This is a genomic window from Blastococcus sp. SYSU D01042, from assembly GCF_054050515.1.
In genome coordinates this window covers 26891-39438 of sequence record NZ_JBJGZM010000003.1, presented here as the reverse complement: position 1 = coordinate 39438, position 12548 = coordinate 26891, and the positions used below count along the sequence as shown (strand labels likewise).

General features: G+C 75.4%; 14 protein-coding genes. 5 read left to right on the top strand and 9 right to left on the bottom strand.

Annotated elements, in window-relative coordinates; translation table 11 throughout:
* The first annotated feature begins 16 nt into the window (after positions 1-16).
* Entirely contained in the window at positions 17-901 is an 885-nt protein-coding gene (locus ACI79H_RS06765) for a 3-methyladenine DNA glycosylase (protein ID WP_456553614.1), read from the top strand.
* Positions 902-933: 32 nt separating this feature from the next.
* The gene (locus ACI79H_RS06760; RefSeq protein ID WP_456553613.1) at positions 934-1764 is read left to right on the top strand and encodes a tyrosine-protein phosphatase; all 831 of its coding nucleotides are present in this window, start codon (positions 934-936) and stop codon (positions 1762-1764) included.
* Here the strand turns inward: ACI79H_RS06760 and ACI79H_RS06755 are convergent.
* The 7 genes from ACI79H_RS06755 to pdhA all read right to left on the bottom strand — a co-directional run bounded on the left by ACI79H_RS06755 (position 1761) and on the right by pdhA (position 8932).
* Positions 1761-3839: a diguanylate cyclase domain-containing protein gene (locus tag ACI79H_RS06755; RefSeq protein ID WP_456553612.1), complete on the bottom strand. Its 2079-nt coding sequence runs from the start codon at positions 3837-3839 to the stop codon at positions 1761-1763. The genes ACI79H_RS06760 and ACI79H_RS06755 overlap by 4 nt on opposite strands.
* Before the next feature lie 143 nt (positions 3840-3982).
* The gene (locus ACI79H_RS06750; RefSeq protein ID WP_456553611.1) at positions 3983-4123 is read right to left on the bottom strand and encodes a hypothetical protein; all 141 of its coding nucleotides are present in this window, start codon (positions 4121-4123) and stop codon (positions 3983-3985) included.
* Positions 4124-4335: 212 nt separating this feature from the next.
* Positions 4336-4797, bottom strand: coding sequence for an SRPBCC family protein (locus ACI79H_RS06745; protein WP_456553610.1), 462 nt, complete (start codon positions 4795-4797; stop codon positions 4336-4338).
* Between the two features lie 81 nt (positions 4798-4878).
* On the bottom strand, positions 4879-5274 hold the full coding sequence (locus ACI79H_RS06740; RefSeq protein WP_456553609.1) for a hypothetical protein: 396 nt from the start codon (positions 5272-5274) through the stop codon (positions 4879-4881).
* Positions 5275-5302: 28 nt separating this feature from the next.
* Positions 5303-6766 carry a dihydrolipoamide acetyltransferase family protein gene (locus ACI79H_RS06735; protein ID WP_456553608.1) on the bottom strand — a complete coding sequence of 488 codons (1464 nt, stop codon included), beginning with the start codon at positions 6764-6766 and terminating at the stop codon, positions 5303-5305.
* 1 nt (position 6767) lies between these two features.
* Positions 6768-7772 carry an alpha-ketoacid dehydrogenase subunit beta gene (locus ACI79H_RS06730; RefSeq protein WP_456553607.1) on the bottom strand — a complete coding sequence of 335 codons (1005 nt, stop codon included), beginning with the start codon at positions 7770-7772 and terminating at the stop codon, positions 6768-6770.
* Positions 7772-8932: a pyruvate dehydrogenase (acetyl-transferring) E1 component subunit alpha gene (gene pdhA / locus ACI79H_RS06725; RefSeq protein ID WP_456553606.1), complete on the bottom strand. Its 1161-nt coding sequence runs from the start codon at positions 8930-8932 to the stop codon at positions 7772-7774. Before pdhA ends, ACI79H_RS06730 begins: the two co-directional genes overlap by 1 nt.
* 217 nt (positions 8933-9149) lie before the next feature.
* Here pdhA and ACI79H_RS06720 point away from each other — a divergent pair, with 217 nt between their 5' ends.
* Positions 9150-9629: an Lrp/AsnC family transcriptional regulator gene (locus ACI79H_RS06720; protein WP_456553605.1), complete on the top strand. Its 480-nt coding sequence runs from the start codon at positions 9150-9152 to the stop codon at positions 9627-9629.
* A 6-nt stretch (positions 9630-9635) separates the two neighbouring features.
* On the opposite strand, the gene ACI79H_RS06715 is transcribed toward ACI79H_RS06720, so the two are convergent.
* Complete coding sequence (locus tag ACI79H_RS06715) at positions 9636-9890, bottom strand: DUF3253 domain-containing protein (RefSeq protein ID WP_456553604.1); 255 nt, start codon at positions 9888-9890, stop codon at positions 9636-9638.
* 108 nt (positions 9891-9998) lie between these two features.
* On the opposite strand from ACI79H_RS06715, the gene ACI79H_RS06710 reads away from it, so the two are divergent.
* Both ACI79H_RS06710 and ACI79H_RS06705 read left to right on the top strand, forming a co-directional pair.
* Positions 9999-10514, top strand: a complete 516-nt coding sequence (locus tag ACI79H_RS06710) for a hypothetical protein (protein WP_456553603.1) — start codon at positions 9999-10001, stop codon at positions 10512-10514.
* A gap of 74 nt (positions 10515-10588) precedes the next feature.
* Positions 10589-11257: a pyridoxamine 5'-phosphate oxidase family protein gene (locus tag ACI79H_RS06705; RefSeq protein WP_456553602.1), complete on the top strand. Its 669-nt coding sequence runs from the start codon at positions 10589-10591 to the stop codon at positions 11255-11257.
* Here ACI79H_RS06705 and ACI79H_RS06700 read toward each other — a convergent pair.
* A complete protein-coding gene (locus ACI79H_RS06700) occupies positions 11197-12525 on the bottom strand; it encodes a serine hydrolase domain-containing protein (RefSeq protein ID WP_456553601.1) in 1329 nt (442 codons plus the stop codon). The genes ACI79H_RS06705 and ACI79H_RS06700 overlap by 61 nt on opposite strands.
* Between the last annotated feature and the right edge of the window lie 23 nt (positions 12526-12548).

The window sequence follows — 12548 nt, the reverse complement described above, 5'->3', positions numbered from 1 at the left end:
GACCTAGGCTTGGCCGGTGCCCTCGTCCGCCGCCGCGACCGTCCTGACGGCGACGGAGTGGCGGGCGAGGGCCGCGGCCCACGAGGAGCGCATGGACCGGTGGGCGGCGCCGCACCGCGACCGGCGCTCCCGCGGCGAGATCCACCCGGTGCACGACTTCCTCTTCACCTACTACTCCGAGACCCCCGGGCGGCTGCGGCGCTGGCACCCGGGTGCCGGCACCGCGCTCGCCCCGTCGTCCGACGGGCCGGCGCCCCACACCGGCTGGCGCTGGTACCGCACCGACGCCGACGGCGTGGTCGCCCTCGACCGGGCGGCGTACCTGGCCGACCGGGGGCCGACCGTCGAGTTCATCGGCGGGCTGCTGGCCGCCACGGCGGCCCGGCCCGCGTTCACCGGCTGCTTCGGCCTGCACGAGTGGGCGATGGTCTACCGCGCCGACGAGCGGCGGCACGCGCTGCCCCTGCGGCTGGGCCGGGCCGGCACCGACGCCGTCGTCGAGCAGCACCCGATCCGGTGCAGCCACTACGACGCCTTCCGCTTCTTCACCCCGGAGGCCGTCGACCGGAACCGGCTCCGCCCGACCCGCGAGACGCAGCCCGCGATGGAGCAGCCCGGCTGCCTGCACGCCACGATGGACCTCTACAAGTGGGCCTACAAATTGGGCCCGGCCGTGCCCGGCGAGCTGCTCGCGGCCTGCTTCGCGCTCGCCGCCGACGTCCGTGAGCTGGACATGCGTGCCTCGCCCTACGACCTCCGCGACCACGGCTACGCGGCCGTGCCGATCGAGACGCCCGCCGGCAAGTCGGAGTACGCCGCGGCGCAGCGGGCGTTCGCCGACCGCGGCGCAGCGCTGCGGCGGCAGCTGCTGGACACCTGCGGGTCGCTGACCCAGGCATGAGACGTTCACCTCGTCGCCGTACCGTCGCAGGCGTGACCTCCCTCCACGACACCCGCTGGCTGCAGCTGGACGGCACGGCCAACACCCGTGACCTGGGCGGGCTGCCCACCACCGACGGCGGCCGCACTCTGCCCGGCCGGATCCTGCGCAGCGACAACCTGCAGACCCTCAGCGACGCCGACGTCGAGCGCCTGATCGGCGAGATCGGCCTGCGCGAGGTGATCGACCTGCGGACCAGCGCCGAGGTGCTGCTCGAGGGGCGCGGGCCGCTGCGCGCGCGACCGGAGGTCACCCACCGGCACTTCACCCTGCTCCCCGAGCGCGGGCAGTACACCGACGTCTTCGCCGCCGAGGAGGACGAGGTCCCCGACCTGCCGTCGGGCTGGCTGGACTCGCTGCTCCCCCGCCACGTCGCCGAGCACGACGAGGGCGAGCCGGCGCCGGTGCGCAGCTACCTCGGCTACCTCTCCCAGCGCGGCGACGCCGTCGTCGAGGCCCTGCGCGCGCTCGCCGCGCAGCAGGAGGGCGCGGCGGTCGTGCACTGCGCCGCGGGCAAGGACCGCACCGGCGTCGTCGTGGCGCTGACCCTCGCCGTGGCCGGGGTGCCGCACGAGGAGATCGCCATCGACTACGGCCTCAGCGGTGACGTGATCGACGCGATCGTCGCGCGGCTGCGGGCCACCCCGACCTACGGCGGGGACACCGCGCAGCGGAACACCGCCGAGCACACCCCGCGCCGGGAGACCATGGACCGGGTGCTCGAGCTGCTCGACGAGCGCTACGGCGGCCCGATCGGCTGGCTGGAGTCGCAGGGCTTCGGGGCCGACGAGCAGGCCGCGCTGCGCGCCCGCCTGCGCGGCTAGGAGCGGACCCCGCCGTCCGACGCCCGCCGGCCGCGCCGCTCCTTGTGCCGGTACATGGCGGCGTCGGCCTGCCGCATGAGCGCCTCGGCGTCCGCACCCGGCTCGTGCACGGCGACGCCGACGCTGGTGCCCACTGCCAGCTCCCGGCCCTCGAGCCGGAACGGCAGGGCGAAGCACTCCTCGACGCGGTCGGCCAGGCCGCGCGCGTCGGCCGGGTCCTCGAGGCCGGGCAGGACGATGGCGAACTCGTCGCCGCTGAGCCGGCCCACGGTGTCGCACGGGCGGATGGCGGCCCGCAGCCGCGCGGCGACCTGCCGCAGCAGCTCGTCGCCGGCCGCGTGCCCGAGGACGTCGTTGACCTGCTTGAAGCGGTCGAGGTCGCAGAAGAGCACGGCCAGGTGCGCACCGGGGGCCGCGGCCGGCAGCTCGGCGAGCAGCCGCTCGAGGAACAGCACGCGGTTGGGCAGCCCGGTGAGCGCGTCGTGGGTGGCCTGGTGCCGGACTGTCTCCAGCAGCCGGGCGCGCTGCAGCGCCGACACCGCCTGGTCGCCGACGCCGCGGAGCCGGGCGAGCACGTCCCCGGTGAGCTCCGCGGGCGCCTGGCCGGCGCGCCAGCTCGCGGTGGCGATGCCGAGGAAGACGCCGTCGGCCAGCAGCGGGAGCGCGACGACGTCGGCGACGCCGATCCGGGCCAGGAGCGCGCGCAGGACGGGACTGCTCTCGGCGTCGCGGATGATCCGCGGCTCGCGCGTCGTGAGCAGGTCCACCAGCTCCGGGGAGTCCTCGGGGCGCAGCCGGGTGCCGGAGAAGACGCCCTCCGCCTCCGGCGAGAGGTTCGCCGAGGAGCGGGCCCTCAGCACGCCCTCGTCCGGGTCCCACAGCATCAGCGAGGCGCTGCTGCAGCCGACGACGCGCGGCAGCGCCGCGGCGACGACCGCGCCGATCGAGTCGACGTCCTCGGCGGCGGCCAGCTCGTGCGCCAGCGAGAGCAGCGCTCCGGCACGGCTGGCCTCCAGCCGGGTGTCCTCGAGCGCGATGAGCAGGTCGAGCGCGGCGGCGGCGTGGCCGGCGTAGGCGGCCAGCATCGGCCCCTCGTCGCCCATCGGCTGGTCGCCCGGGCGGTACAGGGCGGCCAGCCGGCCGTGCGCCCGCCGCGGCGAGGCGATCGCGGCGACGACGGCGCTGCTGCCCAGGTCCTCGCCGGCGAGCAGCGCGGCGGCCATGCCCGGCACCAGCTCCTCCGGCACGCCGGCGCTGTGCACGAGGGGCGCGCCCCCGCCGGGCGCCTGGACGGCGAGCAGGTAGGCGGGGGCCAGGACCGCCTCCGCGGCACGGCTCACGATGCGGCGCAGCACTGTCTCCAGGTCGTCGCTGGCGACGAGGTCGGTGGCCGCGGACTGCAGGATCTGCAGCTGGCCGCGCAGTGCGTGCAGCTCGGGATCCACCCGGGCCGTGCGGCGGCGTCGCCAGGGCAGGCGTGACCGGGAGGCCCACTCGAGGTGGTAGAGGCAGGCGTCGTGGCCGTCGGACTGGCAGTCGTCGTGGACGATGCGGGCCGGGGGCAGCGTGAAGATCGCCGGGACGGTGCTCAGCAGCCCCTGCGTGTAGAGGCAGTCGAGCCGCGAGTGCGGGTACCCGTCGTGCAGCCGGTAGCGGATGGTCGCGGTCGTGGACCCCGTCTCCAGGATCTCCATGGTGGAGGTGGTGCTGAACTTCTGGACCGCCCGGGGCAGCTGGCCGAAGACCTGCCGTGGCGAGCCCATCGCGCGCAGCAGGAGCACGAGGGAGTGGGCCAGACCGGTGTGCAGCGCGGCGGCGCCCACCTCGTACATGGTGCGCGGGTCCCGCAGCTCGTCGGTCGCCGCGGTGAACAGCCGTATCCGGGTGTCGTAGCTCCACCAGCGCGACTGGTCGTCCAGCTCGGCCGGCGTGGCGGTCGTCCCGGCGCGGGCCAGGACGGCGGCGACCGCGTCCTCACCGCCGACCGTGCGGACGTAGCGCAGCAGGCCACCGGTCGTGGCCCCGGAGGTCTCCGGGGCCTCGACCGGGCCGCTCCCCGTCCGTGCGCGCGTCACGCCAGGAGCATCGGCACGCCGGAGTCCGGCCCTGAGACCCATCCCCCGTCCTGGGGAGGTGCCCCGGACAGCAATCGACCCCGGTCTCGGAGAGGACCGGGGTCGCGCAGGGCGGTGCGCCGCGGTTCTGCGGCGCGGCCGCGTCAGCGGCGGACGTAGGACGTCGCGCCCGCCATCGTCAGGAGCTCGTCCCGCATCGCCGGGCTGCTCGTGCGAGCGAGCGCCGCGTCGATCGCGCGGCGGGTGCGAGCCGCCTGGCGCCGCTGCCGCCAGCTGGACGTCACGCTGTTCATCGTCTGGTGCCTCTTTCGTCGGATGCCGGTTGCCTACACCCATGTGAATGCAGGCGAGCTCCACCATATTCCGACGATCGTTAGGCAACCCGCCATACACGCCGACGATCTCTCACACCGACGGGTGAAACCGGTCACGAACGACGACGGCGCCCGCCCTCCGGTGGAGAGCGGCCGCCGTCGGCGAACCGGGGCCGGAGCCGTCAGCTGGGGCGCTCGACGTCCCCACGCCAGGCGCCGGTCTCGGTGCCGCGGCTCTCGATGAACTCCTTGAACTTCTTGGCGTCCGCCTTGACCTGGCGGTCGTCGAAGCCCAGGGCGGCGCCGGCCTTCTCGACCAGGCCCTCGGGCTCCCAGTCGATCTGGATCATGACGCGGGTCTTGGCGTCGTCCAGGCGGTGGAAGGTGACGACCCCGGCGTGCTTGGCCTCGCCGCTGGTGCTCGTCCAGGCCACCCGCTCCTCGGGGTGCTGCTCGGTGATCTCGGCGTCGAACTCACGCTTGACGCCGTCGATGTTGGTGACCCAGTGCGTGTGCGTGTCGTCGATCTGCGTGATCTTCTCGACCCCGCCCATGAACTGGGGGAACGACTCGAACTGCGTCCACTGGTCGTAGACGACCCGGATCGGGACGTCGACGTCGACGGATTCCTGCACGCTGGCCACGTTCTGCGCTCCTCGTGTCGTGTGATCGGTCGTGTGCGATCTACCCCGGCTGCGGCACGCCGACACGTGCGATCGCGCAGGTCAGCCGCGGGCCGGCGGGGAACGGCGGTCCCGGGCGACGGCCGGCGCCAGCCGCAGCGCGACCGCGCCCACGGCCACCAGCCCGAGCAGGCGGACCCCGCCCAGGCCGATGTTCGCACCGCCGGCGTCGTCCGCGAGCGCGAGCGCGAGCGCGTCGGCGAGGACGAGCACGAGGACCGCACCCAGGACGACCGCGCCCGACCGCCGCCCCGGGTGACCGTCGGTCGTCAGCAGGAGCACGCCGCCGGCGATCGCCGCGAGGTGGCCGAGCACCTGCAGGACCCAGCCGGCGACGCTGTCCTCGCTCGCCGGCAGCCGCCCGTCGAGCGCCGTCGCGGCAACGGTGGCGACGGCGAAGAGCAGCAGCGCCGCGAGGGCGGGGGCACGTCGGTCCACGGCCCCATCCTGCCGCCGCCGGCGTTGGTCAGAACGCCAGCGCCACGCCGGGGTCGGCGAGCAGCGCGCCCACGTCGGCCAGGAACCGGGACCCGAGCTCGCCGTCGATGATCCGGTGGTCGAAGGAGAGCGCCAGCTGCGCGACCTGGCGGGGCCGCACCTTCCCGCGGTGCACCCAGGGACGCTCGTTCACGGCGCCGAACGCCAGGATCGCGGCCTCACCGGGGTTGAGGATCGGCGTGCCGGTGTCGACGCCGAACACGCCCACGTTGGTGATCGTGAACGTGCCGCCGGCCATGTCGGCCGGCGTGGTGCGGCCCGCCCGGGCGGTCTCGGTGAGCCGGGCCAGCGCCTCGGCCAGCTCGCGCAGCGACAGGCTGCCGGCGTCCTTCACGTTCGGCACGAGCAACCCGCGGGGGGTGGCTGCGGCGATGCCCAGGTTGACCTGCCCGTGGACGACGATCTCCTGGGCCGCCTCGTCCCAGGAGCTGTTGACCAGCGGGTGCCGGCCGGCCGCCAGCAGGACGGCCTTGGCCACGAGCAGCAGCGGGCTGACCTTCACCCCGGCGAACTCGGGTCGCTCGGCCAGCCGGCGGCGCAGCTTCATCGCCTTCGTGACGTCGACGGTGAGGAACTCCGTGACGTGCGGCGCGGTGAAGGCGCTGGCGACCATCGCCGCCGCGGTGTGCTTCCGCACCCCCGCGATCGGGATCCGCTGCTCGCCCCGCCCCGTTCCCGCCGGGGTGGCCACGTCGGCGGGGGCGGAGCGGGCGGCGTCGACGTCCGCGCGGGTGATGACCCCGCCCGGTCCGCTGCCGGTGACCTGCGCCAGGTCGACGCCGAGGTCCTTGGCGTACTTGCGCACCGGCGGCTTGGCCAGCGGGCGCGGTCCGCGGCGGCCGGGCGCGACCGCCGTCGACGTGGCGGCGTCCTCCCGGGCCGCGGCCGCCTCGGCCTGCCGGCCGACCTCCAGACCGCCGTGCCGCACCGGCTTGGTGCGGACGTCGGGCGCGGTGGCGAGCAGCGGGGTGCGGCCGTCCGCCGGCGGCGGACCGGCGTCGGCGGGCTCCTGCGGGGCGGTCGCCCGGGCGGCGGCCACCGCGCCGCTGCGCCGGGGGCGTCGGGCGGCCTCGGTGGTCCGCGGCCCGTAGCCGACCAGCACCGACGTCCGCCCGCCCGGGGCGGGGCCGCCGATCAGGCCGGCGGCGGGCTCGCCGTCGGCCGGGCCGTCGTCGCCGCCGGTGTCGATGGTGATGATCGGGGCGCCGACGTCGACCGTCGCGCCGGCCTCGTGCAGCAGCTCGACCACCCGGCCGGCGTACGGCGAGGGCAGCTCGACGGCGGCCTTCGCCGTCTCCACCTCGCACAGCGGCTGGTTGACCGTGACGGTGTCGCCGACGGCGACCAGCCACTGGATGATCTCGCCCTCGGTGAGACCCTCGCCGACGTCGGGCAGCAGGAAGTGACGCAGAGCGCCGGTGGTCCGCGTCATCTCAGAAGCCCATCGCTCGGTCGACGGCGTCCAGCACCCGGTCCAGGTCGGGGAGGTAGGCCTCCTCGAGCTTGGACGGCGGGTAGGGGACGTCGTAGCCGCCCACCCGCAGCACCGGCGCCTCCAGGGAGTGGAAGCAGGTCTCGGTCACCCGGGCGGCGATCTCCGCGCCGACGCCGAGGGTCACCGGCGCCTCGTGGACGACGACGCAGCGGCCCGTGCGCCGGACCGACTCGTGCACCGGGTCGAGGTCCAGCGGCGAGATGGTGCGCAGGTCGACGACCTCCAGCGACCGGCCCTCACCCGCCGCCACCTCGGCGGCCTGGAGCGCGGTCTTCACCATGGGGCCGTAGGCCAGGACCGTGACGTCGTCGCCCCCGCGCACGACCCGTGAGCCGAACAGCGGCTCGGGCGTGGCCGCGGTGTCGACCGGCGCCTTCTCCCAGTACCGCCGCTTGGGCTCGAGGAAGACCACCGGGTCCGGTGCCGCGATCGCCTGCTGGATGCCCCAGTAGGCGTCGACCGGGTTGCTCACGGCCACGACCTTGAGGCCGGGCGTGTGCGCGAAGTAGGCCTCGGGGCTCTCGCTGTGGTGCTCGACCGCACCGATGCCGCCGCCGAACGGGATGCGGATGACCAGCGGCATCGGGATCGTCCCGCGGGAGCGGGCGTGCATCTTGGCCACCTGCGTGACGATCTGGTTGCAGGCCGGGAACACGAACCCGTCGAACTGGATCTCGCAGACCGGCCGGTAGCCACGGATCGCCAGGCCCACCGCCGTGCCGAGGATGCCCGCCTCGGCCAGCGGGGTGTCGACGACGCGGTCCTCCCCGAAGTCCGCCTGCAGGCCGTCGGTGATGCGGAAGACGCCGCCGAGACGGCCGATGTCCTCGCCCATGAGCAGGACCTTCGGGTCGTCCTCCATCGCGCGGCGCAGCCCGAGGTTGAGCGCCTTGCCGATCGTCATCGTCTGGACCGCCGGGGCGTCCAGCAGCTCCGCGGCCATCAGTGGCCACCCTCGAAGGACGCCTCGTACGCCGCGAACTCCGCGCGCTGCGCGGCCAGGGGTGGGGTCTGCTCGGCGTGGACCGCGTCGAACATGGCCGTGGGCCGGGGGTCGGGCATGCCGAGCGTGCCGCTGCGGATGCGCGCGGCGAGCTCGTCGGCCTCGGCCTCGACGCCCTCGAAGAAGGCGGCGTCGGCCAGCCCGCCGCGGGAGAGGTAGGCCTTGAGCCGGGCGATCGGGTCGCGCAGCTTCCACTCCTCGACCTCGTCGGCCACCCGGTAGCGGGTGGGGTCGTCCGAGGTCGTGTGCGCGCCCATCCGGTAGGTGAACGCCTCGACGAAGGTCGGCCCCTGGCCCTCGCGGGCGGCCCGCAGCGCGGCACGGGTCACCGCCAGGACGGCGAGCACGTCGTTGCCGTCCACCCGGATGCCCGGGAATCCGAAGCCGGCGGCGCGCCGGTACAGCGGCACCTTCGACTGCCGCTCGAGCGGCACGCTGATGGCGTACTGGTTGTTCTGGCAGAAGAAGACCACCGGCGCGTCGAAGCTCGCGGCGAACACCATCGCCTCGTTGACCTCGCCCTGGCTGGTGGCGCCGTCGCCGAGGAACGCCAGGACGGCCGAGCCGTCGCCGTCGCGCTGGACGCCCATCGCGTAGCCGGTGGCGTGCAGGCACTGCGCGCCGATGACGATCGTGTACAGGTTGAAGCCGCGCTCGATCGGGTGCCAGCCCCCGTTGTCGACGCCGCGGAACAGGCTCATGACGTGCAGCGGGTCGACCCCGCGCGCCCACGCCACGCCGTGCTCGCGGTAGGTCGGGAACGCCATGTCGCCGTCCTCGAGCGCCCGCCCCGCGCCGAGCTGGGCGGCCTCCTGGCCGAGCAGCGAGGCCCAGATGCCGAGCTCGCCCTGGCGCTGGAGGGCCGTGGCCTCCCCGTCCCACCGGCGCACGAGGACCATGTCGCGGTAGAAGCCGCGCAGCTCCTCGTCGGAGACCTCCAGCGGGTAGTCCGGGTGCTCCACCCGCTCGCCCTCGGGCGTCAGCAGCTGCACCAGGTCGGGCTGCTGCGGCAGGTGCGGCGCACCCGCGCCGGGTACGGGGTCGACGGCCTCGGTGGCGTCGCCGATGCCTGCCTCGGTCTCGTGGCGCAACGCGGTCACGGCTCGCTCCTCGTCGTCGGCCGCCGGGACCGGGGGTGACCGGCACCGGGCGGTGCGTGGACGTCGTCCCGGCGCCGGGGTGTGGCGCCGCTCACACATCCTGCCCGACGGCCGCTGCGGCTGACAAGACCACGCGGCCGCCTTCTGCTCAAGGGGGTTCGAGCTGTCTGCGCAGAATGCGTGGTCGGGAGCGCCTGCGCGTGCCAGGATGCCCAGCGTGACCGCTGGTCCGGACCGCCTCGATCCCACCGACGCCCGGCTGCTCCTGGCCCTGCGCGCGGACCCCCGCGCCAGCGTCATGGCGCTCTCCCAGCAGCTGGGGCTGGCCCGCAACACCGTGCAGGCCCGGCTCGCCCGGCTGGAGGCCGCGGGCGGCCTCGCCCCCTTCGACCGGCGCGTGCGCCCGGAGGCGCTGGGCTACCGGCTGGGCGCGTACGCGACGGTGCAGGTCACCCAGCGCAGCCTGGCCGACGTGAGCGACGCGCTCGCCGAGATCCCCGAGGTGCTCGAGGTGACCGGGCTGTCGGGCGCGGCGGACCTGCTGGTCCAGGTGGTCGCCGTCGACGCCGACGACCTGTGGCGGATCACCGAGCAGGTGCTGGCCATCCCGGGTGTCCAGCGCGTCGACACCGCGCTCGCGATGCGCCGGTTCGTCGAGTACCGCACGCGCCCACTGCTGGACCGCGCCGCGGACTGAGCGGGCTCAGCGCCCGGCCCGGCGGATGCGCACCGGCCCGCGCGCGGAGGCGACGTCGACGACCTCGCCGCCCTGGGTCACCTCGACCAGCCCCTCGGCCGCCAGGCGCCCGGCCGCGGCGCGTGCGGCGGGCATGAGGTCGCGCCAGCCGCCGGCGTCGACCTGCCGGGCCGCCTCGGACGGGCAGATCGTGGCACCCGCCCGCCGGTGGTCGAGCAGCTCGTCGATCGCCCGCTCCAGGCGCGCGTCCACGTCGTCCACACCGGTGAGCCTGCCGCCTGCCCCCGAGATCTGCACACTCGTGGCCTTCCGGGCCCTGATGGCCACGAGTGTGCAGATCTCGGGCCGGGACGGGGTACCGGCAGCCGCATGATGCGACGGACCCCGCTCGGCGTGAGCGGCAAGGGCAAGCGCGGGATCAGCACGCTCGGCTGGGCGCTGCGCGGCGCGGCCGCCGGCGCGGCCGGCAGCACGGCGCTCAACGCGGTCACCTACCTGGACATGGCGGTCCGCGGGCGCGGCACCAGCTCCACGCCGGAGGACACGGTGGAGAAGCTGGCGGGCAAGGCGCACGTCCCGATCCCCGGGGACGACGAGACGCGGCAGAACCGGGTCGAGGGCCTCGGGCCGCTGCTCGGCCTGGTGGCCGGTGTGGGCGTCGGGACGATCGGCGGCCTGGCCCGCGCCCGCGGCTACCTCTCGGCCAAGCCGGTCGGCGTCGCGCTCACCACCCTCGGGGTGCTGGTCGCCGCCAACGGCCCGATGACGGTGCTCGGCGTGACCGACCCGCGCACCTGGTCGGCGAAGGACTGGATCAGCGACCTGGTGCCGCACCTGGCCTACGGCGTCGTCGTCAAGAACGTGATCGACGCCTTCGACCGGTGAAGGACCCCGTCCCCCTCACCCCTCGCACACTCGGGGCGAGCCTCCGGACGGGGCCACCCGGCATGCTCTGGGGCGTGCAGGAGATCACCAGCGAGGCCCAGCTCCGCGCGCTGCTCGGCGAACCGGTGCCGGCGGCCCTGGCCAAGGAGCGGACGGCGCTCACCGACCTGGACCGGGCGTGGCTGGCCGCCTCCCCGTTCTGCCTGGTCGCGACCAGCGGCGCCGACGGCAGCTGCGACGTCTCCCCCAAGGGCGACCCGGCCGGCTTCGTGCTGGTGCTCGACGACCGGACGGTCGCGCTGCCCGAGCGGGCGGGCAACCGCCGGGCCGACGGCTACCGCAACATCCTGGCCAACCCGCACGTCGGGCTGATCCACCTTATCCCCGGGCGCACGGACACCCTGCGCATCAACGGCCGCGCCCGCCTGGTCACCGACGCGGAGCTGCTGGACCGGATGGTGGTGGAGGGGCACCGGCCGGTCCTGGCCGTGGTCGTCGAGATCGAGCAGGTGTTCCACCACTGCGGCAAGGCGTTCCTGCGCTCGCAGCTGTGGGATCCGGGCACCTGGCGGCCCGACGCCGTCCCCAGCCGCGCGCGCATCGCGCAGGCGCTGGAGCGGCCGGACGACGCGCTGGAGGACCTCGAGCGCTACTACGACCCGGCCACCTACTCGGCCGGCCTCTACCCGGCGGTCCAGCCGCCCTCGTCGACGCCGCCGGGCACGGGCGCCGCGGGGTCGTAGGGCGTGCGGGTGAAGACGAACGTGCCGACGTCGAGGTGGTCGGCGGCGATGCGCAGGGTCTCGCCGGCGTAGTAGCCGTCCAGGCCCACCCAGCGGCCGTCGGCGCGCTGCTCGAACCGGCTGGCCCGGCCGTTCCGTCCGGGCAGCGGGCCGAGGTGCAGCCGCCCCCCTGCCACCGCGCGCAGCACGACGGGCGAGACGCCCCAGAACCAGACACCGAGGGTCTCCAGCGGCACCGGCGACGGCGCCGGGCTCCACGCCTCGACGATCCGCGGCTCGGTGGCCCGCAGGTCGGCCAGCAGCCCGAACACCACCGGGTCGACGCCGGCGGTGGCGTTGGCCAGCGACACCGCGCCGGTCTGCTCGTCGCGGTCGACGAAGACCCCGGCGAGGAAGCCCGGCATCGAGCCGCCGTGCCCGACCAGCGTCCGGCCGTCCACCCGCATGACCTGCAGACCCAGGCCGTAGGCCGACCAGCCGGCGGCCGACGAGTCCACCCCGGCCGGCTCGGCCATCTCCTCGAGCGTGGCGGGGTCGAGCACGTCGCCGGTGTCACCGAGCAGGAAGGCGCCGAACCGGCCGAGGTCGGCCAGCGTCGCCCACAGCTGCCCCGCGGCGCCCATCACGCCGGCGTGGTGCTCGGGCTCGGCCAGGACGACGTCGGCCCAGGGGTGCACGGCCCGCCCCTCGGCGGCCGGTCCCGACGGGCGGGGCGTGGTCCGCCGCATGCCCAGCGGCTCGAGCACCTCGGTGCGCACGGCGTCGTCCCACGAGGTGCCGCGCAGCCGCGCCGTCAGCTCGCCGAGCAGGCCGAAGCCGAGGTTGGAGTAGTGGAACCGCCGGGCCGCGCCCAGGACGACGTCGTCGTCCCCGAGCCCGAGCTCGGCCAGCGTGCCGCCCGGCACCCGCTCCCACCAGCCGCCCGGGCTCTCCGCCGAGGCGCCGGCCAGGTGCGAGAGCAGCTGACCGACGGTGCGCTCCCCCAACGGCGTGCCGGGCAGGTGCCGCTCCAGCGGGTCGTCGAGGTGCAGCAGCCCCTCGTCGCGCAGCCGCATCACCAGGACGGCGGTGACCGTCTTGCTGATCGACCCGAGCCGGTACTGGACGTCGTCGTGCGGCTCGGCCACCGCGCCGCGGCCGGCCGACCACGCCAGCCCGCCGTCCCGGACGACGCCGGCGACCAGGCTGGGCGCCCGCCCGTCGCGCTGCGCGCGGGCCACGCGGGCGAGCAGGGTGCGGGCGGTCGCGGGCAGCACGGGCTCGGGCATGACGGCGACCGTAGCGCCGCCGT

Bases quoted from the DNA above. Each gene is read 5' to 3' on its own strand.
- ACI79H_RS06735 (WP_456553608.1), bottom strand. From the start codon at position 6,766: ATGACGCGGACCACCGGCGCTCTGCGTCACTTCCTGCTGCCCGACGTC.
- ACI79H_RS06730 (WP_456553607.1), bottom strand. From the start codon at position 7,772: ATGGCCGCGGAGCTGCTGGACGCCCCGGCGGTCCAGACGATGACGATC.
- ACI79H_RS06710 (WP_456553603.1), top strand. From the start codon at position 9,999: ATGATGCGACGGACCCCGCTCGGCGTGAGCGGCAAGGGCAAGCGCGGG.
- ACI79H_RS06700 (WP_456553601.1), bottom strand. From the start codon at position 12,525: ATGCCCGAGCCCGTGCTGCCCGCGACCGCCCGCACCCTGCTCGCCCGC.